The 22,684-nt window shown below is 55.0% G+C and carries 20 protein-coding genes; 14 read left to right on the forward strand and 6 right to left on the reverse strand.

Going from position 1 to position 22,684, the window contains the following annotated elements; translation table 11 throughout:
- Positions 1–22 precede the first annotated feature (22 nt).
- From abgT to uspE, 5 genes are all read left to right on the forward strand, one after another.
- Positions 23–1,549, forward strand: coding sequence for a p-aminobenzoyl-glutamate transporter (gene abgT, locus ACOTX3_RS22295; RefSeq protein ID WP_127869269.1), 1,527 nt, complete (start codon positions 23–25; stop codon positions 1,547–1,549).
- 10 nt (positions 1,550–1,559) lie between these two features.
- A complete protein-coding gene (ogt, locus tag ACOTX3_RS22300; protein WP_013096864.1) occupies positions 1,560–2,075 on the forward strand; it encodes a methylated-DNA--[protein]-cysteine S-methyltransferase in 516 nt (171 codons plus the stop codon).
- 183 nt (positions 2,076–2,258) lie between these two features.
- Positions 2,259–3,011 carry a fumarate/nitrate reduction transcriptional regulator Fnr gene (gene fnr / locus ACOTX3_RS22305; RefSeq protein WP_006174991.1) on the forward strand — a complete coding sequence of 251 codons (753 nt, stop codon included), beginning with the start codon at positions 2,259–2,261 and terminating at the stop codon, positions 3,009–3,011.
- 126 nt (positions 3,012–3,137) lie between these two features.
- On the forward strand, positions 3,138–3,332 hold the full coding sequence (locus ACOTX3_RS22310) for a hypothetical protein (protein WP_013096865.1): 195 nt from the start codon (positions 3,138–3,140) through the stop codon (positions 3,330–3,332).
- Positions 3,333–3,441: 109 nt separating this feature from the next.
- Positions 3,442–4,392: a universal stress protein UspE gene (uspE, locus tag ACOTX3_RS22315; protein ID WP_013096866.1), complete on the forward strand. Its 951-nt coding sequence runs from the start codon at positions 3,442–3,444 to the stop codon at positions 4,390–4,392.
- Between the two features lie 40 nt (positions 4,393–4,432).
- Here the strand turns inward: uspE and ACOTX3_RS22320 are convergent, their stop codons facing one another.
- The 3 genes from ACOTX3_RS22320 to pntA all read right to left on the reverse strand — a co-directional run bounded on the left by ACOTX3_RS22320 (position 4,433) and on the right by pntA (position 8,577).
- Positions 4,433–5,542, reverse strand: coding sequence for a mechanosensitive ion channel family protein (locus ACOTX3_RS22320; protein WP_013096867.1), 1,110 nt, complete (start codon positions 5,540–5,542; stop codon positions 4,433–4,435).
- Between the two features lie 106 nt (positions 5,543–5,648).
- Entirely contained in the window at positions 5,649–7,037 is a 1,389-nt protein-coding gene (gene pntB, locus ACOTX3_RS22325; RefSeq protein ID WP_013096868.1) for a Re/Si-specific NAD(P)(+) transhydrogenase subunit beta, read from the reverse strand.
- Between the two features lie 10 nt (positions 7,038–7,047).
- Positions 7,048–8,577, reverse strand: a complete 1,530-nt coding sequence (pntA, locus tag ACOTX3_RS22330) for a Re/Si-specific NAD(P)(+) transhydrogenase subunit alpha (protein WP_020688274.1) — start codon at positions 8,575–8,577, stop codon at positions 7,048–7,050.
- A gap of 534 nt (positions 8,578–9,111) precedes the next feature.
- Between pntA and ydgH the strand changes: the two genes are divergently transcribed.
- The 3 genes from ydgH to folM all read left to right on the forward strand — a co-directional run bounded on the left by ydgH (position 9,112) and on the right by folM (position 12,386).
- On the forward strand, positions 9,112–10,056 hold the full coding sequence (ydgH, locus tag ACOTX3_RS22335) for a DUF1471 family protein YdgH (RefSeq protein WP_013096870.1): 945 nt from the start codon (positions 9,112–9,114) through the stop codon (positions 10,054–10,056).
- A gap of 185 nt (positions 10,057–10,241) precedes the next feature.
- The gene (locus tag ACOTX3_RS22340) at positions 10,242–11,624 is read left to right on the forward strand and encodes an amino acid permease (protein ID WP_013096871.1); all 1,383 of its coding nucleotides are present in this window, start codon (positions 10,242–10,244) and stop codon (positions 11,622–11,624) included.
- A 39-nt stretch (positions 11,625–11,663) separates the two neighbouring features.
- Positions 11,664–12,386: a dihydromonapterin reductase gene (folM, locus tag ACOTX3_RS22345; protein ID WP_013096872.1), complete on the forward strand. Its 723-nt coding sequence runs from the start codon at positions 11,664–11,666 to the stop codon at positions 12,384–12,386.
- Here the strand turns inward: folM and ACOTX3_RS22350 are convergent.
- Positions 12,383–12,718: a GlpM family protein gene (locus ACOTX3_RS22350; RefSeq protein WP_013096873.1), complete on the reverse strand. Its 336-nt coding sequence runs from the start codon at positions 12,716–12,718 to the stop codon at positions 12,383–12,385. The genes folM and ACOTX3_RS22350 overlap by 4 nt on opposite strands.
- 128 nt (positions 12,719–12,846) lie before the next feature.
- Here ACOTX3_RS22350 and rstA point away from each other — a divergent pair, with 128 nt between their 5' ends.
- The 4 genes from rstA (at position 12,847) to tus (ending at position 16,482) form a co-directional block, all read left to right on the forward strand.
- The gene (gene rstA, locus ACOTX3_RS22355; RefSeq protein WP_058679538.1) at positions 12,847–13,563 is read left to right on the forward strand and encodes a two-component system response regulator RstA; all 717 of its coding nucleotides are present in this window, start codon (positions 12,847–12,849) and stop codon (positions 13,561–13,563) included.
- A gap of 247 nt (positions 13,564–13,810) precedes the next feature.
- On the forward strand, positions 13,811–14,071 hold the full coding sequence (locus tag ACOTX3_RS22360) for a hypothetical protein (protein WP_038980410.1): 261 nt from the start codon (positions 13,811–13,813) through the stop codon (positions 14,069–14,071).
- Between the two features lie 109 nt (positions 14,072–14,180).
- On the forward strand, positions 14,181–15,479 hold the full coding sequence (gene rstB, locus ACOTX3_RS22365; RefSeq protein ID WP_013096876.1) for a two-component system sensor histidine kinase RstB: 1,299 nt from the start codon (positions 14,181–14,183) through the stop codon (positions 15,477–15,479).
- Positions 15,480–15,552: 73 nt separating this feature from the next.
- The gene (gene tus / locus ACOTX3_RS22370) at positions 15,553–16,482 is read left to right on the forward strand and encodes a DNA replication terminus site-binding protein (protein WP_013096877.1); all 930 of its coding nucleotides are present in this window, start codon (positions 15,553–15,555) and stop codon (positions 16,480–16,482) included.
- Here tus and fumC read toward each other — a convergent pair whose 3' ends face one another.
- Complete coding sequence (fumC, locus tag ACOTX3_RS22375; RefSeq protein WP_013096878.1) at positions 16,483–17,877, reverse strand: class II fumarate hydratase; 1,395 nt, start codon at positions 17,875–17,877, stop codon at positions 16,483–16,485. It lies immediately after the preceding gene.
- 137 nt (positions 17,878–18,014) lie between these two features.
- Positions 18,015–19,661, reverse strand: a complete 1,647-nt coding sequence (fumA, locus tag ACOTX3_RS22380; RefSeq protein WP_013096879.1) for a class I fumarate hydratase FumA — start codon at positions 19,659–19,661, stop codon at positions 18,015–18,017.
- A gap of 199 nt (positions 19,662–19,860) precedes the next feature.
- On the opposite strand from fumA, the gene manA reads away from it, so the two are divergent.
- Both manA and ACOTX3_RS22390 read left to right on the forward strand, forming a co-directional pair.
- A complete protein-coding gene (manA, locus tag ACOTX3_RS22385) occupies positions 19,861–21,036 on the forward strand; it encodes a mannose-6-phosphate isomerase (RefSeq protein ID WP_013096880.1) in 1,176 nt (391 codons plus the stop codon).
- A 98-nt stretch (positions 21,037–21,134) separates the two neighbouring features.
- On the forward strand, positions 21,135–22,667 hold the full coding sequence (locus ACOTX3_RS22390) for a YdgA family protein (RefSeq protein WP_058679539.1): 1,533 nt from the start codon (positions 21,135–21,137) through the stop codon (positions 22,665–22,667).
- Positions 22,668–22,684 lie beyond the last annotated feature (17 nt).

Here is a 22,684-nt window from a genome sequence, read left to right on the forward strand (position 1 = left end):
ACAACAGTCCCGAGGAACGCCCATGAGTATGTCATCCATACCTTCGCATTCCCCATCCGGTAAGCTCTATGGCTGGGTTGAAAGGATCGGCAATAAAGTGCCACACCCTTTCCTGCTTTTTATCTGGTTGATCGTGGTTTTGATGGTGGCGACAGCCGTGCTGTCCGCCTTAGGGGTGAGCGTGCGCAGCCCGGCCGATGGCAGCATGGTAAGCGTAAAGAACCTGCTGAGCATTGAAGGGTTGCACTGGTTTTTACCAAATGTGATTAAAAACTTCAGCGGTTTTGCGCCGCTGGGCGCCATTCTGGCGCTGGTGCTGGGGGCCGGTCTGGCTGAGCGCGTTGGCCTGCTCCCCGCGCTGATGGTGAAAATGGCTTCTCACGTCAGCGCACGCTACGCCAGCTATATGGTGCTGTTTATCGCGTTTTTCAGCCACATCTCTTCCGATGCCGCGCTGGTGATCATGCCGCCGATGGGGGCGCTGATCTTCCTTGCCGTCGGGCGTCACCCCGTGGCGGGTCTGTTGTCGGCAATTGCCGGTGTGGGATGCGGTTTCACTGCCAATCTGCTGATCGTCACCACCGATGTCCTGCTTTCGGGGATTAGCACCGAGGCGGCGAAAACAATCGATGCGGCCATGCACGTCAGCGTGATCGACACCTGGTACTTTATGGCCAGTTCGGTGATCGTCCTGACGCTTGTTGGCGGGCTGATTACCGATAAGATCATCGAGCCGCGGTTAGGGAAATGGGAAGGCCGTAGTGACGAAAAGCTGGAAACGCTGAGCAAAGAGCAACGCTTTGGCCTGCGTATCGCCGGGATAGTCTCGCTGGTATTTATCGCGATGGTGGCGCTGATGGTAGTGCCGGAGAACGGTATTCTGCGCGACCCGGTGAAACATACCGTCCTGCCCTCGCCGTTTATACAGGGCATTGTGCCGCTGATCATTCTGTTTTTCTTTATCGTGTCGCTCGCGTATGGCATCGCCACCGGCAAAATCCGCCGCCAGGCCGATCTGCCGCAACTGATGATTGAGCCGATGAAGGAGATGGCGGGCTTTATCGTGATGGTCTTCCCGCTGGCCCAGTTCGTTGCCATGTTTAACTGGAGCAACATGGGCAAATTTATGGCCGTTGGCCTGACCGATGCGCTGGAAGCCGCCGGGTTAAGCGGCGTCCCGGCGTTTGTGGGTCTGGCGCTGTTGTCGTCACTGCTGTGCATGTTTATCGCCAGCGGATCCGCCATCTGGTCGATTCTGGCCCCCATTTTCGTGCCGATGTTTATGATGCTGGGCTTCCATCCGGCCTTTGCGCAGATCCTGTTCCGTATCGCCGACTCCTCGGTGATCCCGCTGGCGCCGGTTTCGCCATTCGTACCGCTGTTTTTGGGCTTCCTGCAGCGCTATAAACCGGAGGCGAAGCTGGGTACCTACTATTCGCTGGTTTTACCCTATCCGCTTATCTTTTTAGGGGTATGGCTGGTGATGCTGGTGGCATGGTATCTTGTCGGCCTGCCGATAGGACCGGGTATCTACCCGAGGCTGAATTAAAGGAAAGAGGATGCTGAGATTACTCGAAGATAAAATTGCAACGCCGCTTGGGCCGCTGTGGGTTATCGCCGACGAGCAGTTCCATCTGCGTGCCGTGGAATGGGAAGAGCACAGCGATCGCATGGAAGAGCTGCTCAACATCCATTACCGCGCCCAGGGTTTTGAGCGTATCAGTGCCACCAATCCAGGTGGGCTGAGCGACAAGCTGGCGGCGTACTTCGAGGGCGATCTCAGCATCATCAATGACCTGCCAACCGCCACGGCCGGTACGCCATTCCAGCGTGAAGTCTGGCAGGCGCTACGCGATATTCCGTGTGGTCAGGTTATGCACTACGGACAGCTCGCAGAACAGTTAGGCCGCGCGGGCGCGGCGCGGGCGGTGGGTGCCGCGAACGGTTCTAACCCCGTCAGTATCGTGGTGCCCTGCCATCGTGTGATCGGCCGCAACGGCACCATGACCGGCTATGCCGGCGGTGTGCAGCGCAAGGAGTGGTTACTGCGTCACGAAGGGTATCTTTTGCTGTAGTTTCCAGGCTTTTTGTGCTTAATTTTCTACCGGTTAGGCTAAAAATCCATAATCAAGCTGTGGAATTTCAAGAAGATGGCAACACGTTGCCGTCTCTTGTCCTTATTGATGGTTTGCCAGGCTTACGTACTTACCAAAAAGATGTTAAAATTGACCAATATCAATTAAGGCTTGAGCAAACCTATGATCCCAGAAAAGCGAATTATACGACGCATTCAGTCTGGCGGTTGTGCTATCCATTGCCAGGATTGCAGCATCAGCCAGCTCTGTATCCCGTTTACCCTGAATGAGCATGAGCTTGACCAGCTTGATAACATCATCGAGCGCAAAAAGCCTATTCAGAAAGGGCAGACGCTGTTTAAAGCGGGAGACGAACTGAAATCGCTCTATGCTATCCGTTCTGGCACCATCAAAAGCTATACCATCACCGAACAGGGTGATGAGCAGATCACCGGCTTCCATCTGGCAGGCGATCTGGTCGGCTTTGACGCCATCGGTACTGGCCATCACCCGAGCTTTGCGCAGGCGCTGGAAACCTCAATGGTCTGCGAAATCCCGTTTGAAACGCTGGACGATCTGTCAGGCAAAATGCCAAACCTGCGTCAGCAGATGATGCGTCTGATGAGCGGTGAGATTAAAGGCGATCAGGACATGATCCTGCTACTGTCCAAAAAGAATGCGGAAGAGCGCCTGGCTGCATTTATCTATAACCTCTCCCGCCGTTTCGCCGAACGTGGTTTCTCTCCACGTGAGTTCCGTCTCACCATGACCCGTGGCGATATTGGTAACTACCTGGGCCTGACCGTGGAAACCATCAGCCGTCTGCTGGGCCGTTTCCAGAAAAGCGGCATGCTGGCTGTTAAAGGTAAATACATCACCATCGAAAACGGTGAAGCGCTGGCTGTTCTTGCCGGCCACGCCCGCAACGTGGCATAAACCCCACGAATGATTGATGCCAGGCCGATAAATTTTTATGATTTATTGGTCTGGCAGGTAAGCACACCACTTCCCGCCCCTGCGACAGACATCCCCCGCTCCTGAAAGGTTCTCGTTGAGGTTAAATTGAGAGAAAGTTTATTTTTCGTTTCAGTTGTTATTGCCTCCGTGACCTTCCTCTTCATCTGGATCATGCTTGTCGGCCCAATGAAGGGAGAAGAAAAAACCTACGTTCAGGACTCCACCACGTTTGCCATCGTGGTGATGGTGCTGCTGTTGATCGCGTTTATCGCGGTGACAACGACGGTGCTATTCTTCTGAGATATTTTCATGAATTATTGATCTGGCAAAACCTTACCTCTGTTTCATTCAGGATATATAGGTTACTCTTTTAATTACAGACTGTGGTGACAGTAGTAAGGAGACCTGTATGGCAAAGTATCAAAACATGCTGGTAGCTATCGATCCTAATCAGGACGATCAGCCGGCATTACGACGTGCTGTGTATTTACATCAACGGATTGGTGGCAAAATCAAAGCGTTTTTGCCGATCTATGACTTCTCGTATGAGATGACCACCCTTCTGTCGCCTGACGAGCGTACCGCTATGCGTCAGGGAGTGATCAGCCAACGTACCGCGTGGATCCGCGAACAGGCGAAGTACTACCTGGAAGCGGGTGTGCCTATCGATATTAAAGTGGTCTGGCATAACCGCCCCTTTGAAGCGATTATCCAGGAGGTCGTCGCCGGTGGGCACGATCTGCTGCTGAAAATGGCGCACCAGCACGACAAGCTGGAATCCGTGATCTTCACGCCGACAGACTGGCACTTGCTGCGTAAATGCCCGTGCCCGGTCTGGATGGTGAAAGATCAGCCGTGGCCTGAAGGCGGCAAAGCCGTCGTGGCAGTAAACCTGGCAAGCGAAGAGGATTATCACAATTCGCTGAATGAAAAGCTGGTCAAAGAGACGCTGCTGCTTGCCGAGCAGGTTAACCACACCGAAGTGCATCTGGTCGGCGCTTACCCGGTTACCCCTATCAATATTGCCATCGAACTGCCTGAATTTGACCCGAGCGTATATAACGACGCGATCCGCGGACAGCACCTGCTGGCCATGAAAGCGTTGCGCCAGAAGTTCAGCATTGATGAGAACATGACGCATGTCGAAAAAGGGTTGCCTGAAGAGGTGATCCCGGATTTAGCCGAACATCTGCAGGCAGGGATTGTGGTGCTGGGCACCATCGGACGAACCGGTATTTCTGCCGCGTTCCTGGGCAATACCGCGGAACAGGTGATTGACCATCTGCGCTGCGACCTGCTGGTCATTAAGCCGGATGAGTACCAGACGCCGGTTGAGCTGGATGACCCGGAAGACGATTAACGTCAATCTATTCGCCCGCCTCCCCGGCGGGCTTTTCTTATCAGCTCTCGATCGCTGTCTGTGTCTCTTCAGTTGATCGATCCTGCATCCACGGTGCGTGCAACACCATGCTGGGCAGCGCCAGCTTAATCTCCTGGGCGTTCAGCCCTTCGAGAATACGGATATTGATCTCCTGCTGGATATCCATGTATTTGTTGTAATCCGCCGTATTGACAATATGAACCACTTCAAACGTCAGGCGGTCACGGTCAAACCCGAGGAAATGGGCGCGATCGAACTTTGTCTCACCCACATCGGTGATGATCTGCCTGACCATATCCCCCACATAGCGCAGCTTTTCAGGCGGCGTGTCGCTGGCGACGCCAAACGTGAAGACGATGCGACGGGTCTGCATACGTTTATAGTTGTGGAGCGTCTGCTGAAGCAAAATGGCGTTACCGCAAACGATCTGCTCCCCGCTCAGGCTACGAATACGGGTCGTTTTTAATCCTATGTGTTCCACCGTTCCCGCCACGTCGTTGAACACCACGAAGTCACCAATTTCAAACGGTTTATCAAAGCCGATAGAAAGCGAAGCGAAGACGTCGCTCAGAATGGTTTGTACGGCGAGGGCGATAGCAATACCCCCTACCCCCAGGCTTGCCACCAGCGCGGTGATGTTGACGCCCGCGTTAGCGAGAATCGACAGCAGCATCACAGACCAGACGATAGCGCGAAGGATAAGACCGGTGATCACCAGGGTAACCGGATTTTTATGACTGCCGGGGGCCAGCATAACGTGTCGCAGCCACGACACCACGCCCTGATCCAGCCAGAGCGCCACCTGTATCGCGAAGACCAGGAACCAGGCGTGGCTTACGGTGCTAAAGAGCCGGTCGGGTAAGTCAACAAAACGCAGGCTGATGAGCAGTGCCACGACAAAAAGCAGGAAGCGACTGGTGCGGTTAAGCATATCGGTCAGGATAAAACGCATCCTGTTTGTGGTTGGGTGCTTATCTCCCCAGGTTGTGATCCCTCTCTTAACGAATGCGATCAGGCGCGTCAGAAGCCAGTAGACCAGCAGCGTTACAACGATAACCGTGGCGACGCTTACCCAGAATGTCGGCGTCATCATCAGCTCCAGGATGTCGAAGCGGGACAAAAATTGCATTTCACCTCCTCGTAGTACACAAAGGGTAAAGTATAGACAGAGGAGAAACGCTGACCGCAGAAATAAGAAAACCGCCCCGAAGAGCGGTTTTTGAGGAGAACGCGAATTACAGTGCTTTCAGGATCGCATCCACGCTGGCTTTGGCATCGCCAAACAGCATGTGGGTGTTCTCTTTGAAGAACAGCGGGTTCTGAACGCCAGCGTAGCCGGTGTTCATGGAACGTTTGAAGACAATCACGTTCTGCGCCTTCCACACTTCCAGAACCGGCATCCCGGCGATTGGGCTGCGTGGATCGTCCTGCGCCGCCGGGTTAACGGTGTCGTTGGCGCCAATGACCAGCACGGTGTCGGTGTCGGCGAAATCATCGTTGATCTCGTCCATCTCCAGCACGATGTCGTAAGGCACTTTCGCTTCTGCCAGCAGCACGTTCATGTGGCCTGGCAGACGCCCCGCTACCGGGTGGATGCCAAAGCGCACCTTGATGCCGCGCGCGCGCAGCTTCTCGGTGATTTCAGCAACCGGATACTGCGCCTGCGCCACCGCCATGCCATAGCCTGGGGTGATGATGACCGAGTGCGAGTTTTTCAGCATCTCTGCCGTATCTTCTGCGCTGATCTCACGGTGCTCGCCGACTTCTTCGTCAGAACCGGTCGAGGAGCCGTCAGAGCCAAAACCACCGGCGATAACGCTGATGAATGAGCGGTTCATCGCCTTACACATGATGTAAGACAGAATCGCACCGGAAGAGCCCACCAGCGCACCGGTGACAATCAACAGGTCGTTGCTCAGCATAAAGCCAGCCGCTGCCGCCGCCCAACCGGAGTAGGAGTTCAGCATCGACACCACAACCGGCATATCTGCCCCACCGATGGAGGCCACCAGGTGCCAGCCGAACGCCAGCGCAATGATGGTCATCACCAGTAACGCCAGCACCTGCAGACCTACGCTTTCGGTACGCACAAAGACCACCAGCAGCACAAAGGAGACCACCAGCGCCGCCAGATTCAGCTTATGACGATTTGGCAGCATCAGCGGTTTGGAGGAGATCTTACCGCGCAGCTTACCGAACGCCACAATCGAGCCGGTGAAGGTCACTGCACCGATGAAGATGCCCAGGAACACTTCGGTCAGATGAATGTTGACCAGAATCGGCTCCATGCCCGGTTCGTGGTACAGATAGCTGTTGAAGCCCACCAGCACCGCCGCCAGACCGACGAAGCTGTGCAGGATCGCCACCAGTTCCGGCATTTCGGTCATTTCAACGCGTTTTGCCAGACGAATACCTATCGCCCCGCCGATGATCATCGCCACCAGGATCCAGGCAACGTTGCCGGTATCGGGTCCGAAAATAGTGGCAATCAGCGCAATCGCCATCCCGGCGATACCAAAGTTATTACCCTGCTGAGACGTTTCGTGTTTGGAAAGTCCCGCCAGACTGAAAATAAACAGGATTGCAGCAACAATGTATGCGGCTGTCACTAATCCTCCAGACATATGCTACCCCTTAGCCTTTACGAAACATTTTCAGCATGCGCTGAGTCACGGTGAAGCCACCGAAAATATTGATACTGGCAATCAGCACCGCGATAAAGCTCAGGAAGCTAATCCAGCCGCCGTGACCAATCTGCAGTAACGCCCCGACCACGATGATCCCGGAGATGGCGTTAGTGACCGACATCAATGGCGTGTGTAGTGCATGGGAGACATTCCAGACCACGTAGTAACCCACCACGCAGGAGAGCGCGAAGACGGTAAAGTGGCCGAGGAACTCTTTTGGCGCGACATCGGCCAGCCAGCCAAACAGAATAATCGCCAGCGCCATGAGCGCATATTTACGCCACGGAGACGCCGGTTTAGCAGGCTCTGTGGGTTCTGGCGCCGCTTTCGGTGCAGCCTGAGGCTGGGCGGAAACCTGAATTGGTGGCGCAGGCCAGGTGATTTCGCCTTCACGCACCACGGTCACGCCGCGCACAACCACATCGTCAAAATCAACGGTGATGTTGCCATCTTTCTCTTTGCAGAGCAGTTTCAGCAGGTTAACGAGGTTAGTACCGTACAGCTGGGACGACTGCGTGGGCAGACGGCCAGGCAGATCCGTATAACCAATCACCTTCACGCCGTTGGCGGTCGTGGATACCTGGTTCGGCACGGTATATTCACAGTTGCCGCCGTTTTGCGCGGCCAGGTCGACAATCACGCTGCCCGGCTTCATGGTGTCCACCATCTCACGGGTGATCAGCTTCGGTGCTGGTTTACCCGGGATCAGCGCGGTGGTGACAATAATGTCCACCTCTTTTGCCTGCGCGGCAAAGAGTTCCATTTCCGCTTTGATAAAAGCTTCGGACATCACCTTCGCATAACCATCACCGCTGCCCGCTTCTTCCTTGAAGTCCAGCTCAAGGAACTCGGCGCCCATACTCTGCACCTGCTCCTTCACTTCCGGGCGGGTGTCAAACGCGCGGACGATAGCGCCCAGGCTGTTTGCCGCACCGATAGCCGCCAGGCCTGCCACACCGGCACCAATCACCATCACTTTTGCCGGAGGCACTTTGCCTGCCGCCGTGATCTGACCGGTGAAGAAACGGCCGAATTCGTGGGCGGCTTCGACGATTGCACGGTAACCGGCGATGTTCGCCATTGAACTCAGGGCATCCAGAGACTGCGCGCGCGAAATACGCGGCACGGAGTCCATCGCCATTACCGTCACGCCACGTGCCGCCAGCTTCTCCATCAGCTCTGGGTTTTGGGCAGGCCAGATAAAACTCACCAGCGTGGTGCCCGGGTTCAGCAGCTCAATCTCGCTCTCTTGCGGCGCATTCACCTTCAGAATAACGGGTGATTGCCAGACTTCAGCACCGTCCACCACGTCCGCACCAGCCTGAATAAAGGCCTCGTCATCGAAACTCGCCAGTTTGCCCGCGCCGCTTTCAATGGCGACGGTAAAACCCAGTTTAAGCAGTTGCTCCACCGTTTTTGGTGTCGCCGCTACGCGGGTTTCATTGGCAAACCGTTCTTTTGGTACCCCAATACGCATAGTTTTCCCTTCCATCGGTTTTTGATGATGGTTTATCGATAAATGCCCGCAGTTGCATCAAATTTCGCCATCCTTAGAGCGGCGGCAAATGAGTAACCCCGGAAAATAAAACAGTAACAAACTTTCTATAACCTACTGAAAATAGCGCCTGCGATCTACCGCCTGAAAACACTATTTCTTACATTATCTGTGAAAAATAAGCGAACGGCCTCGCTGACAGAGATATTTACCTTAAATTCATCCTCAGAACCGATAAATCGCGCAAGCGAAGCGGTAAAAACATGATATAGCGCCATATGAGATCAACTTATTAACATTAAATTAACTTGTAAAAGTCATATGCTTTATCACTTTTGCTTGTCAAACGCCTGTTTTTTCAACATATCACTAAATGTTATCGAATCAGATCCTTCGGTGAGCACAGGCTGTGAAAAATGGCGCAGACAGCAACAGGTTTTAAATGCCATAATCGGGACCGTCTCAAATTAACAACAATACCAGTACATGGTTTGCGCAAGGCGAAGGATTATTTTTATGAAGCTTAAGAACACACTCCTGGCGTCCGCACTTCTTTCCGCGACCGCCCTGTCTGCGAATGCCGCGACAGAGTTAACGCCGGAGCAAGCGGCAGCGTTAAAACCTTTTGACCATACGGTCATTGTGGGTCGTTACAACTCTATTGGCGATGCCGTCACCGCTGCATCAAAAGCCGCTGATAAAAACGGCGCAGCGTCGTTTTACGTGCTTGACCAGTCCGATCAAGGCAATAGCGGCAACCAGCGCGTGACCATTGCGCTGTACAAAGAGAATGCGCCAAAAGCTGACGCGCCGAAAAACCGCGTGATCAACGGCGTCGTTGAACTGCCTAAAGATCAGGCGATTGAGCTGGAACCGTATGACACCGTTACCGTTCAGGGCTTCTACCGCAGCCAGCCAGAAGTGAACGATGCCATCACCAAAGCCGCGAAACAGAAAGGGGCTTACTCGTTCTACATCGTGCGTCAGGTAGATGCTAACCAGGGTGGCAACCAGCGTATTACCGCGTTCATCTATAAAGAAGATGCGAAAAAACGCGTTCTGCAAAGCCCGGATGCCATCCCTGCTGATTCAGAAGCCGGTCGCGCAGCGTTAGCGAAAGGCGGCGAAGAAGCGAAAAAAGTCGAAATTCCAGGCGTAGCAACCTCCGCAGCGCCAAGCGCTGAAGTGGGCCGTTTCTTTGAGACGCAATCCACGAAAGGTGGCCGTTACTCCGTTACCCTGCCAGACGGCACCAAAGTTGAAGAGCTGAACAACGCCACGGCTGCGCAGATGGTGCCGTTCGATAGCATCAAGTTTACCGGCAACTATGGCAACGGTACGGAAGTCTCTTATCAGGTCGCGAAGCGTGCGGCGAAGAAAGGGGCGAAGTACTACCACATCACCCGCCAGTGGCAGGAACGTGGTAACAACATGACCATCAGCGCCGATCTGTACAAGTAACAAAACCCTTCATTAAAGGCGGCTCAGTGCCGCCTTTTTTTGTTACTTTTTTTGAATTTCTGCTACACATCATTGCATGCGTTCGTGACACTCCGTAAAATCCCGCGCCTTAGTGTGATCCACCATTTTTATGCGCCTGTGCGAAATAATTATTCTGGATTTGGACCTTTCATAACAGGAAGCCAATGGAAAAGAAACTTGGCCTGAGTGCTTTAACTGCACTCGTTTTAAGCTCAATGCTGGGTGCGGGGGTATTCAGTTTACCGCAGAATATGGCGGCCGTCGCAAGCCCTGCCGCGCTACTGATTGGCTGGGGGATTACCGGCGTTGGCATTTTGCTGCTGGCCTTCGCCATGCTGCTGCTGACCCGTATTCGTCCCGATCTCGATGGCGGTATTTTCACCTACGCGCGGGCCGGTTTTGGGGAACTGATTGGCTTCTGTTCCGCGTGGGGTTACTGGCTGTGTGCGGTGATCGCTAACGTCTCCTATCTGGTTATTGTCTTCTCGGCGCTCAGTTTCTTTACCGATACGCCCGAGCTGCGTCTCTTTGGTGACGGCAACACCTGGCAGTCGATTGTCGGGGCGTCGGTGCTGCTGTGGGTCGTACACTGGCTCATTTTGCGCGGCGTCCAGACAGCGGCAAGCATTAACCTGGTGGCGACGCTGGCCAAACTGGTTCCGCTCGGGCTGTTTATCGTGCTGGCGTTTATGGCATTCCGTCTGGATGTATTTAAACTCGATTTCACTGGCCTTGCGCTGGGCGTCCCCGTCTGGGAGCAGGTGAAAAACACCATGCTGATCACCCTGTGGGTTTTCATTGGTGTTGAAGGTGCGGTGGTGGTCTCTGCCCGCGCGCGCAATAAGCGCGACGTCGGACGCGCCACGCTGCTGGCGGTGCTGGCGGCCCTCGGTGTCTATCTGCTGGTGACGCTGCTGTCGCTGGGTGTGGTGGCTCGTCCTGAACTGGCCGAAATGCGTAACCCATCCATGGCCGGTCTGATGGTCAAAATGCTCGGTAGCTGGGGCGATGTGGTCATTGCCGCGGGGCTGATTATCTCCGTCTGCGGGGCTTATCTGAGCTGGACCATCATGGCGGCAGAAGTGCCTTTCCTGGCTGCCACGCACAAAGCGTTTCCGCGTCTGTTTGCCCGGCAGAATAAAAACAGTGCGCCGTCAGCGTCACTCTGGCTGACGAATATCAGCGTTCAGGTCTGCCTGGTGCTGATCTGGCTCACAGGTTCGGACTATAACACCCTGCTGACCATCGCCTCGGAGATGATTCTGGTACCCTATTTCTTAGTGGGTGCGTATCTGTTAAAAATCGCCACCCGCCCGGCGCATTATGCGGTAGGGATCGGCGCCTGTATTTACGGTTTGTGGTTGTTGTATGCTTCCGGGCCTATGCATCTGCTGCTGTCGGTGGTGTTGTATGCGCCGGGCCTGCTGGTGTTTATCTATGCCCGCCGTACTCATCAGCTGGAGAACGCGCTTAAACGCCGTGAAATGGCCCTCATCGGGCTGTTACTGGTTGCTGCCGTACCGGCAACCTGGATGTTAATGGGATAACCCTGCGTTTCCCATTGTTGAACTGAAAAGGAGAATACGATGGGAACTGCGCAGCATCGCCCAATACTGATCACCGGCGGAGGCCGTCGTATCGGCCTCGCCCTCGCCCATCACTTTCTCAACCTTCGCCACCCGGTCATTGTCAGTTACCGCACGGAATACCCCTCGATAGACGGGCTACGAAAAGCGGGGGCAACCTGTATACAGGCTGATTTCTCCACCGACGATGGCATTCTTGCCTTTGCGGATAAGGTCAAATCAACGACCCACGGTCTGCGGGCGATTATCCATAACGCCAGCGCATGGCTTGCAGAAAAACCCGGTACGTCGCTCAGCGAAACGCTCGCCTGTATGCTGCAGATCCACGTCAATGCCCCCTATTTGCTTAACCATGCCCTGCAGGATCTGCTGCGCGGCCACGGCCATGCCGCGGGTGACATTATTCATTTCACCGATTATGTGGTGGAGCGCGGGAGCGACAAACACATCGCTTATGCGGCGAGTAAAGCCGCACTGGATAACATGACGCGTTCATTTGCCCGTAAGCTGGCACCAGAGGTCAAGGTGAACGCCATCGCCCCGGCGATGATTTTATTCAACGAGGGCGATGATGCCGAGTATCGTCAGCAGGCGCTGAATAAATCCCTGATGAAAATCGCCCCTGGCGAGAAAGAGGTGATCGACCTTATCGATTATCTGCTCACCAGCTGTTACGTCACCGGCAGAACCTTTGCCGTGGACGGCGGGCGACCGCTGCGCTAGTGATAGCGGCTCCAGAAGAAAATCAGCACCCAGGCGCTGAGCCCCCAGCAGACCACCGCCCCGCCCAGCGCCAGGGGAAGCCGCAGAAAGCCCGTGAAATACCACAAGGACAACAGGTAGAGAAAGTAAGGGATGATTGACCACATGCCAAACACAATGGTGGTGCGCAGCGCCTCAGTGCCGCGTTCCGAGGCGACAATGTAGTGTGCAATGAGCGCAAACGTCGGGAAGAGCGGAATCAGCCCGGCAATGTAGTAATTTTTGGTTTTTGCCAGTACGCCAATCAATAACACCACCAGCGCGCCCAGCGCGGCTTTTATCGCCAGCCCCATGCTTTTTCCTATAACAATCAAGTAACAATAACAGCCAGAATAACGGAACTGACGTTAATTTTGAAAGATTAATGGAAGGTTAAGGTTACGCGGTGTATGTTGGCATTTTTCGCGATAACAGACGTTGTATGAATAAGATTGTTTATGTAGAAGATGAGCCCGAAGTGGGGCAATTGATCGCCGCTTATCTGGGTAAACATGATATGGACGTTATTGTTGAGCCACGTGGCGATCGCGCCGAAGAGGTCGTGGTGCGTGAAAACCCGGATCTGGTGCTGCTGGATATCATGTTGCCCGGCAAAGACGGGATGACGCTGTGCCGCGACCTGCGCGCTCAGTGGGATGGCCCTATCGTGCTGCTGACCTCACTGGACAGCGACATGAACCATATTCTGTCGCTGGAGATGGGGGCCAATGACTACATTCTTAAAACCACGCCGCCTGCCGTTCTGCTCGCCCGTCTGCGCCTGCATTTGCGCCAGCATGCCAGCAGTGAACGCGAGGTGCTGGCGCAGTCCCTGATGCCGCATAAAGCGATGCGGTTTGGCACGTTATCCATCGATCCGGTTAACCGCCAGGTCCTGCTTTCCGGTGAGCTTATCGCGCTCTCTACCGCCGATTTTGACCTGCTCTGGGAGCTGGCCACCCATGCGGGGCAGATTATGGACCGTGACGCGTTGCTGAAAAACCTGCGCGGCGTAAGTTACGATGGAATGGATCGCAGTGTTGACGTGGCTATTTCGCGACTGCGTAAGAAACTGCAGGACAACGCCACCGAGCCGTACCGCATCAAAACCGTGCGTAACAAGGGTTATCTGTTCGCCCCGCACGCCTGGGAAACCTGATCGCGTTAGCAAAATAGCATAGCCTGCGCGAAATGAAGGCATTACATGACAATGCCCTTTCTTTCGCGCGTTAATTTGCCCGTTGGCGCAACAATTAACTTGCTAAGCCAGCGAACTAATCCATAATTACTTTTCCTGCATTCCTTCTTGAGCTCGCACCGGGCCCGCCACATAAACGTTTTTATCGCGACGCTTTCGCTACCTCTCTCCCATAAAATCTTGAAATGAGGATTTAAGCCTATGACATATGTATAGCTACCATGACGTAGAAGCCATCAAAACCAATCTTGAATGGATTGTTAATCAGGCAACGCTTAACCAAGCCTCCCCCACGCGTGCCGACCAAAAAGCCCTCTTTGATCTTCTGGAACTGATTCAGTCTTACGAAATATTGTTGGATTTAATTAACGAATTCGGAAGCGCCGTGATTGATGCGGAGATCGCGGAAGGCCTGAGCGTGACAGAAAAACTCATCGCCAAAATCAAAAGAAGTACTCACGCCATGTAACAAACCTCGGCACGGCTCAGATAATACGTTTGTCGTGCATGATGGTGGTGAAAACACCGGAAGGTTTTTCATGTATATTCTGCATGTATCGTTTTTTCGGTGAGATTTAATGAAAAAGCTTTTTGTGCAGTTTTATCTTTTGCTGTTTGTCTGCTTCCTGGTGATGACCATGCTGGTCGGGCTGGTCTATAAGTTCACTGCCGAACGAGCGGGCAGGCAGTCGCTGGACGATCTGATGAAAAGCTCTCTTTATCTGATGCGCAGCGAACTGCGTGAAATTCCGCCACATGACTGGGCGAGAACCTTAAAAGAGCTGGATTTGAACCTGTCGTTCGATCTGCGCATTGAACCGCTGAAGGATTTCGATTTAGATCCGCCTGCCATGCAGCGCCTGCGTGACGGGGATATCGTGGCACTGGATGAGAAATACACCTTTATCCAGCGCATTCCGCGCAGTCATTATGTGCTGGCTGTAGGGCCGGTGCCTTATCTCTATTATCTGCACCAGATGCGCCTGCTGGATATGGCCCTGATGGCCTTTATCGCCATTTCACTCGCCTTCCCGGTCTTTATCTGGATGCGCCCACACTGGCAGGACATGCTGAAACTGGAATCCGCCGCACAGCGCTTTGGCGAGGGGCATCTTACCGAGCGTATTCACTTTGACAGCGGGTCCAGCTTTGAACGTCTGGGGGTGGCATTTAACCAGATGGCCGATAACATCAACGCCCTGATTGCCAGTAAAAAACAGCTGATCGACGGGATTGCTCATGAGCTGCGCACGCCGCTGGTGCGTCTGCGCTATCGGCTGGAGATGAGCGAAAACCTTACGGCGGCAGAGTCTCAGGCGTTAAACCGCGACATCGGCCAGCTTGAAGCGCTCATTGAGGAGTTGCTCACCTATGCTCGTCTTGACCGTCCACAAAATGAACTGCACCTCAGTACCCCGGATCTGCCGACGTGGATCCAAACCCATATTGATGACGTCCAGAGCGTCAATCCGCAACGCACCCTGTTAACGCGCGTCACGCCGGGAGATTACGGCGCGCTGGACATGCGCCTGATGGAACGCGTGCTGGATAATCTGATGAACAACGCCATGCGCTACAGTGAGAGCACGCTGCGGATTGGCCTGGACTTGCAGGACAATCAGGCCCGTCTGACGGTGGAAGACGATGGCCCCGGCATCGCCCCGGATGCGCGTGAAACCGTGTTCGAGCCGTTTGTGCGTCTCGACCCGAGCCGCGACCGTGCGACGGGAGGGTGTGGTCTGGGGCTGGCGATTGTCCACTCTATCGCGCAGGCGATGGGCGGCACGGTGCAGTGCGGGGAGAGTGAACTCGGCGGCGCATGCTTCTGCTTTAGCTGGCCGGTGTACCATAACATCGCCCTTCCCGTTCCTGCCTGACCTTAACCGCACGCTGGCCTGACCCGGCGTGCTGTGCTATATCATGAGTATGTTGTAACTAATGGGGATTCACATGGCGACATACGATCTTATCGAAAGGCTGAACAGCACCTTTCGGGAGATGGAGCATGAGCTGTTAACGCTGACCGAGCGCCTGCAGGCCTGCCGCCTGTTGGCTGCGCGGGTCTTTACCCTGCCGGAGGTGGCAAAAGGCGCAGAGCACGATCCGCTGCAAACCATCGACGTCAAACAGCATATCGGCCAATCCGCGCGGGATCTGGCGCTACAGCACTATCGTCGCCTGTTTATTCAGCAGCAGTCAGAAAACCGCAGCAGCAAGGCGGCCGTTCGCCTGCCGGGGGTGATCTGTCTGCAAACGGACGCCGAAACCCGTGAGGCGCTGGAAACCCAGATTACGCACATCAATACCCTGAAAGCGGCATTTGAAAAGATCATTACCGAAGAGTCAGGCCTGGCGCCAGCCGCCCGCTTTGAGTGGGTGCACCGCCAGCTTCCGGGTTTAATCACCCTGAATGCCTACCGTACGCTGACGGTACTGCGTCAGCCCGCCACGCTGCGCTTCGGCTGGGCCAACAAGCACATTATCAAAAACTTTACCCGGGATGAGATCCTGGCCCAGCTGGAAAAGAGCCTGAAAGCGCCGCGCACCGTGGCTCCGTGGTCGCGCGAGCAGTGGATTGAGCGCCTGGAGCAGGAGTATCACAGCATCGCGTCATTGCCCGTTGAAACGCGCCTTAAGATTAAACGCCCGGTGAAGGTGCAGCCTATCGCCCGCGTCTGGTATTCAGGCCAGCAAAAGCAAATCCAGTACGCCTGCCCAACGCCGTTGATTGCGCTCTATGATGCCGATCAGGGCGCTGTGGTACCGGACATTGGCGAACTGCTGAATTACGATGCGGAAAACGTTCAGCATCGCTATAAGCCTCAGGCGCAGCCGCTGCAGCTGATTATTCCCCGGCTGCACCTGTATGTGGCGACGTGACTATTTCAGGCTGCCGACCATCGCTTCAGGGCGGACCCAGGCATCAAACTCGTCTTCCGTGAGGTAGCCAAGCGCCAGCGCAGAGGCTTTCAGCGTCAGCCCCTCTTTATGCGCCTTTTTGGCGATCTCAGCGGCTTTGTCGTAGCCGATATGGGTATTGAGGGCGGTCACCAGCATCAGCGACTCATTGAGCAACTGACTGATTCGCTCGCGGTTCGGCTCAATGCCGGAGGCGCAATGCGCGTTGAAACTCTCCATGCCGTCCGCCAGCAGACGTACAGACTGAAGCACATTGTGGATAACCATCGGACGATAGACGTTCAGCTCGAAATTGCCTGACGCACCGCCCATATTGACGGCCACGTCATTTCCCAGCACCTGACAGCAGAGCATAGTCATGGCTTCACACTGCGTCGGGTTCACTTTGCCCGGCATAATGGAGCTACCCGGTTCATTTTCCGGGATGCTGATTTCACCAATGCCGCAGCGCGGGCCAGAGGCCAGCCAGCGCACATCGTTGGCGATTTTCATCAGTGATGCCGCCAGCCCTTTCAGCGCACCATGGGTGTGAACCAGCGCGTCGCAGGTTGCCAGCGCCTCAAACTTATTGGGCGCGGTAACAAACGGTTGCCCGGTAATCGCGGCCAGCTCTTCCGCCACGCGCACCGCGTACTCCGGATGGGTATTTAACCCCGTCCCCACCGCCGTGCCGCCCAGCGCCAGCTCAGAGAGATGCGGCAGGCTGTACTCAATGTGTTTGAGATTGTGTTCCAGCATCGCCACCCAGCCGGATATCTCCTGTCCAAGGGTCAGCGGCGTGGCATCCTGCAGGTGGGTACGCCCGATTTTGACGATATCACTGAAGGCCTGGGCTTTCTCGTTAAGGGTGCTTTTAAGCACATTTAGCTGCGGGATCAGCTGTTCACGGATGGCAATCACCGCCGCCACGTGCATTGCCGTCGGGAAGACATCGTTGGAGCTCTGGCTCTTGTTAACGTCATCGTTCGGGTGAACCTTACGCTCCATACCGCGCACGCCGCCCAGCAACTCGCTTGCCCGGTTGGCCAGCACTTCATTCATGTTCATGTTGCTCTGCGTGCCAGAGCCGGTCTGCCAGATGGCCAGGGGGAATTCGTCGGGATGCTTGCCCGCCAGCACTTCGTCGGCGGCACTGATGATGGCGTTGGCTTTGTCAGCCGCCAGCAGGCCCAGATCCAGATTCACTTTGGCGGCGGCACGTTTGGTTAGCGCCAGCGCCTGAATCAGCGAAACGGGCATTTTCTCTGTCGAGATACGGAAATGTTCCAGCGAGCGCTGGGTTTGCGCCCCCCAGAGTTTGTCGGCCGGAACGTCGATCGCGCCCATCGAATCTTTCTCACGGCGATGCGTTGTCATTACTTTCTCCTTGATAATTAAAGATGGGATTGCTCACATGCTTAAGAGATAAGTATTGATGACTTCTGAGAAACGTTATGGCGCTTTGTGCGCTCTTTTTGGTGTCGGGTGGCGTAGCCGCCACCCGGCTTTTTAGCTTACTTCACACATGCCGAACACTGAGAGGACTGGATCTGCTTGAAGAAGTCATTGCCTTTGTCATCCACCAGGATAAACGCCGGGAAATCTTCCACTTCAATTTTCCAGATCGCTTCCATACCCAGTTCCGGGTATTCCACGCACTCCAGGCTCTTGATGCTGCCCTGCGCCAGTACGGCCGCCGGACCACCGATACTGCCCAGGTAGAACCCACCGTGCTTGTGGCACGCGTCCGTCACCTGCTGGCTGCGGTTGCCTTTCGCCAGCATGATCATGCTGCCGCCGTTGGCCTGGAGCTGGTCTACATAGGAGTCCATGCGGCCTGCGGTGGTTGGGCCTAATGAGCCGGAGGCATAACCCTCTGGCGTTTTCGCCGGGCCCGCGTAGTAGATCGGATGATCTTTGATGTACTGCGGCAACCCTTCGCCGTTGTCCAGGCGCTCTTTCAGCTTCGCATGGGCGATGTCGCGGCCGACGATGATCGTGCCGTTCAGGGAGAGACGCGTCGAGACCGGGTACTGAGACAGCTGCGCCAGAATCTCTTTCATCGGACGGTTCAGATCAACGCGAACCGCTTCACCTTCACCGGCTTTACGCAGCGCTTCCGGAATGTATTTACCCGGATTGTTCTCCAGTTTTTCGATCCACACGCCTTCACGGTTGATCTTCGCTTTGATATTACGATCCGCCGAGCATGAGACGCCCATACCCACCGGGCAGGATGCGCCGTGGCGCGGCAGACGGATCACACGCACGTCGTGAGCAAAGTATTTACCGCCGAACTGTGCGCCGAGCCCCAGATTACGCGCTTCTTCCAGCAGCTCCTGCTCAAGCTGAACATCACGGAACGCCTGGCCGTGTTCGTTCCCTTCGGTTGGCAGGCCGTCGTAGTATTTGGTCGATGCCAGCTTCACGGTTTTCAGCGTCGCTTCCGCCGACGTGCCGCCAATGACAAAGGCGATATGGTATGGCGGGCAGGCTGCAGTCCCCAGAGTACGCATTTTTTCCACCAGGTAGTTCTTCAGCTTGCCCGGTGTGAGCAGCGCTTTCGTTTCCTGGTAGAGGTAGGTTTTATTGGCTGAACCGCCGCCTTTCGCGATGCAAAGGAATTTGTACTCATCGCCGTCCACGCTGTAGAGGTCAATTTGCGCAGGCAGGTTGGTGCCGGTGTTGACCTCTTTATACATATCCAGCGCCGCGTTTTGCGAGTAGCGCAGGTTGTCTTCGGTGTAAGTGTTGTAGACACCGTGCGCCAGCGCGGCTTCATCGCCGCCACCGGTCCAGACACGCTGGCCTTTTTTACCCACGATGATGGCCGTACCGGTATCCTGGCAGGTCGGCAGAATGCCTTTTGCCGCGATATCGGAGTTACGCAGGAACTGCAGCGCGACATACTTATCGTTTTCGCTGGCCTCCGGGTCGCTGAGAATATCGGCCACCTGCTGCTGATGCGCAGGACGGAGCATAAACGAGGCGTCGTGGAAGGCGTGCTGCGCCAGTAAGGTCAGCGCCTGCGGATCGACCTTGAGGATCTCCTGCCCTTCAAACTCAGAGACAGAGACGTGATCGCGGGTTAACAGGTAATATTCGGTCTGATCCTTACCGAGCGGGAAAGGATCCTGGTAATGAAAGGGTTTGTTCGACATTGTTCTCTCACTTACTGCGTCGGTCTGATTATTCAGGGCAGATGTTCCGCTGCCCGGCTTAAAAGCGAGTCAGCTTATCCTACACAATTTTTTAACAAAAACTGAGACTAGTACGACTTTTTACATCCGCAGGTTACTTCCATGTGGTTTATTGCTTTAATACCCGGAGTTTATTCCACATTTGAATCAGGGCTTGATAATGCAAAAACTCATCAACTCAGTGCAAAACTACGCCTGGGGAAGTAAAACTGCGTTAACGGAACTCTACGGTATCGCGAACCCGGACAACCTGCCGATGGCAGAACTGTGGATGGGCGCCCACCCGAAGAGCAGCTCAAAAGTTGAAGATGCCAGCGGCCAGGTGCGCGCGCTGCGCGACGTAATTGATGCCGATAAAGCCACGCTGCTGGGTAACAGCGTGGCCAACCGTTTTGGCGAGCTGCCGTTCCTGTTTAAGGTGCTGTGTGCCGATCAACCTCTCTCCATCCAGGTTCACCCGAACAAGAAAGCCTCTGAAATTGGCTTTGCAAAAGAGAATGCGGCCGGTATCCCGTTAGATGCCGCCGAGCGTAACTATAAAGATCCGAACCACAAGCCGGAGCTGGTCTTTGCGCTGACCCCTTTCCTGGCGATGAACGCGTTTCGCGAGTTCTCCGAGATCATCTCTCTGCTGCAGCCGGTCGCAGGAGCGCATAACGCTATCGCACATTTCCTGGCAAATCCGAACGCGGAAAGCCTGAGCCAGCTGTTCGCCAGCCTGCTCAACATGCAGGGCGACGAGAAATCCCACGCCCTGGCGGTGCTGAAAGCGGCGCTGGACGGCCAGCAGGGCGAACCATGGGACACCATCCGTCTGATTTCTGCGTTTTACCCGGACGACAGCGGCCTGTTCTCCCCGCTGCTGCTGAACGTGGTGAAACTAAACCCGGGCGAAGCCATGTTCCTGTTCGCGGAAACGCCGCATGCCTATCTGCAGGGTGTGGCGCTGGAGGTAATGGCCAACTCGGACAACGTACTGCGCGCGGGTCTGACGCCGAAATATATCGACATCCCTGAACTGGTGGCTAACGTGAAGTTTGTGGCAAAACCTGCTGCCGAGCTGCTTACTCAGCCCGTCAAAAATGGCGCAGAGCTGGACTTCCCTATTCCGGTTGACGATTTTGCTTTCTCCCTGCACGACCTCAGCCAGACCGAAACGACCATCGCGCAGGAGAGCGCGGCGATCCTGTTCTGCGTTGAGGGTGAAGCGACACTGCATAAAGGCGAACAGCGTCTGGTGCTTAAGCCGGGTGAGTCAGCATTCGTTGCTGCTAATGAGTCCCCGGTCAGCGTGAGCGGTACCGGTCGCCTGGCGCGCGTATTTAATAAGCTTTAGACAATACTGAATTTTTTAACAACTCTTGCTAAGCTAGTGGCAGGCTTTATATCTCCGGGCGGTTTCTACCGCCTGGTTTCATTTTAGGGATAGTCGCAATGAAAAAATCGGTCGTAGCGGTAGGCGTGATTGTAGCGTTAGGCGTAGTCTGGACGGGAGCATCCTGGTTTACCGGGAAGCAGCTGGAGAGCCGTCTGGCTGAGATGGTGGCACAGGCTAACAGCCAAATTAAGCGTGGCGCACCGGAAGCGGGTGTAGAGCTGAGCTATCAGAATTATGAGCGCGGGGTATTCACCAGCCATATGCAGCTTGTGGTGAAGCCCGTTGCCGGAAATGAAAATGGCTGGCTGAAGCCGGGCCAGACGGTGGTGCTGGATGAGGTGGTAAGTCACGGTCCGTTCCCGCTGGCGCAGCTGAAGTCCTTTAATCTGATCCCATCAATGGCGTCCGTTCACACCGTGCTGGTGAATAACGACTTAACTAAGCCGCTGTTCGAACTGGCAAAAAATGAATCACCTTTCGCGGTTGATACCCGCATCAGCTATGCCGGTGACACCAGCTCGAATATCGCGCTGAAGGCGCTGAACTACGAGAAAGAGAACGAGAAAGTCACCTTCAGCGGTGGCAACTTCACCGTAGATGCTGACCGCGAAGGGAACGTGCTCTCCCTGACAGGGGAAGCGCAAAGCGGTCTGGTCAACGCCGTTAACGAATACGATCAGAAGGTACAGATTACCTTCAACAATTTGAAAGCAGACGGCAACAGCCGCATGACCAACTTCAAAGAGCGTATCGGCGATCAGAAACTCTCGATTGATAAGATTGCCATTGCGATTGAAGGTAAAGAGATGGCCGTGCTGGAAGGCATGGACGTTGATGGTAAATCGGATGTCTCCAAAGACGGTAAGAGCATCAATACTCAGCTGGATTACACCCTGAAGAGCCTGAAAGTGCAGAATCAGGACCTGGGTACCGGCAAGCTTTCGCTGAAGATCGGCAATATTGACGGTCAGGCGTGGCATGAATTCAGCCAGAAATACAGCAAAGAGAGCCAGGCGCTGCTGACCGATGCCGCGCTGCAGCAGAACCCGGAAGTGTATCAGCAGCAGGCGATGGCCGTGCTGTTCAACAACCTGCCTATCCTGCTCAAAGGTGAACCGGTGATCACCGTCGCTCCGCTGAGCTGGAAAAACAGCAAAGGCGAAACCAGCTTTAACCTGTCTCTGTTCCTGAAAGATCCGGCAACCGCAACGGGCGAACCGCAAACGCTGGCCCAGGAAGTGGATCGCAGCGTGAAGTCTCTGGACAGCAAGCTGACGATCCCAATGGACATGGCAACCGAGTTTATGACTCAGATTGCGAAGCTTGAAGGGTACGGCGATGACGATGCCGGTAAGCTGGCAAACCAACAGGTGAAAGGCCTGGCGGCGATGGGCCAGATGTTCCGCATCACAAAGGTGGACGACAACACGATTTCCACCAGCCTGCAGTATGCCAACGGCCAGGTGACGCTCAACGGTGACAAAATGCCGCTGGAGGACTTTGTCGGCATGTTTGGAATGCCTGCCCTGGGCATGCCGGAACCGGCTGAACCAGCAGCGCCAGCCGAACCTGCGGCGCCGCAGCAGTAAACGACAAAACCCCTCGC

The organism is Enterobacter cloacae complex sp. IR5384 (assembly GCF_049237265.1).
GTDB lineage: Bacteria > Pseudomonadota > Gammaproteobacteria > Enterobacterales > Enterobacteriaceae > Enterobacter > Enterobacter cloacae.

Excerpts from the sequence above, each read along its gene's own strand:
- abgT (WP_127869269.1), top strand. The coding sequence starts at position 23 with ATGAGTATGTCATCCATACCTTCGCATTCCCCATCCGGTAAGCTCTAT.
- ogt (WP_013096864.1), top strand. The coding sequence starts at position 1,560 with ATGCTGAGATTACTCGAAGATAAAATTGCAACGCCGCTTGGGCCGCTG.
- fnr (WP_006174991.1), top strand. The coding sequence starts at position 2,259 with ATGATCCCAGAAAAGCGAATTATACGACGCATTCAGTCTGGCGGTTGT.
- uspE (WP_013096866.1), top strand. The coding sequence starts at position 3,442 with ATGGCAAAGTATCAAAACATGCTGGTAGCTATCGATCCTAATCAGGAC.
- ACOTX3_RS22320 (WP_013096867.1), bottom strand. The coding sequence starts at position 5,542 with ATGCAATTTTTGTCCCGCTTCGACATCCTGGAGCTGATGATGACGCCG.
- pntB (WP_013096868.1), bottom strand. The coding sequence starts at position 7,037 with ATGTCTGGAGGATTAGTGACAGCCGCATACATTGTTGCTGCAATCCTG.
- pntA (WP_020688274.1), bottom strand. The coding sequence starts at position 8,577 with ATGCGTATTGGGGTACCAAAAGAACGGTTTGCCAATGAAACCCGCGTA.
- ydgH (WP_013096870.1), top strand. The coding sequence starts at position 9,112 with ATGAAGCTTAAGAACACACTCCTGGCGTCCGCACTTCTTTCCGCGACC.
- ACOTX3_RS22340 (WP_013096871.1), top strand. The coding sequence starts at position 10,242 with ATGGAAAAGAAACTTGGCCTGAGTGCTTTAACTGCACTCGTTTTAAGC.
- folM (WP_013096872.1), top strand. The coding sequence starts at position 11,664 with ATGGGAACTGCGCAGCATCGCCCAATACTGATCACCGGCGGAGGCCGT.
- ACOTX3_RS22350 (WP_013096873.1), bottom strand. The coding sequence starts at position 12,718 with ATGGGGCTGGCGATAAAAGCCGCGCTGGGCGCGCTGGTGGTGTTATTG.
- rstA (WP_058679538.1), top strand. The coding sequence starts at position 12,847 with ATGAATAAGATTGTTTATGTAGAAGATGAGCCCGAAGTGGGGCAATTG.
- ACOTX3_RS22360 (WP_038980410.1), top strand. The coding sequence starts at position 13,811 with ATGTATAGCTACCATGACGTAGAAGCCATCAAAACCAATCTTGAATGG.
- rstB (WP_013096876.1), top strand. The coding sequence starts at position 14,181 with ATGAAAAAGCTTTTTGTGCAGTTTTATCTTTTGCTGTTTGTCTGCTTC.
- tus (WP_013096877.1), top strand. The coding sequence starts at position 15,553 with ATGGCGACATACGATCTTATCGAAAGGCTGAACAGCACCTTTCGGGAG.
- fumC (WP_013096878.1), bottom strand. The coding sequence starts at position 17,877 with ATGACAACGCATCGCCGTGAGAAAGATTCGATGGGCGCGATCGACGTT.
- fumA (WP_013096879.1), bottom strand. The coding sequence starts at position 19,661 with ATGTCGAACAAACCCTTTCATTACCAGGATCCTTTCCCGCTCGGTAAG.
- manA (WP_013096880.1), top strand. The coding sequence starts at position 19,861 with ATGCAAAAACTCATCAACTCAGTGCAAAACTACGCCTGGGGAAGTAAA.
- ACOTX3_RS22390 (WP_058679539.1), top strand. The coding sequence starts at position 21,135 with ATGAAAAAATCGGTCGTAGCGGTAGGCGTGATTGTAGCGTTAGGCGTA.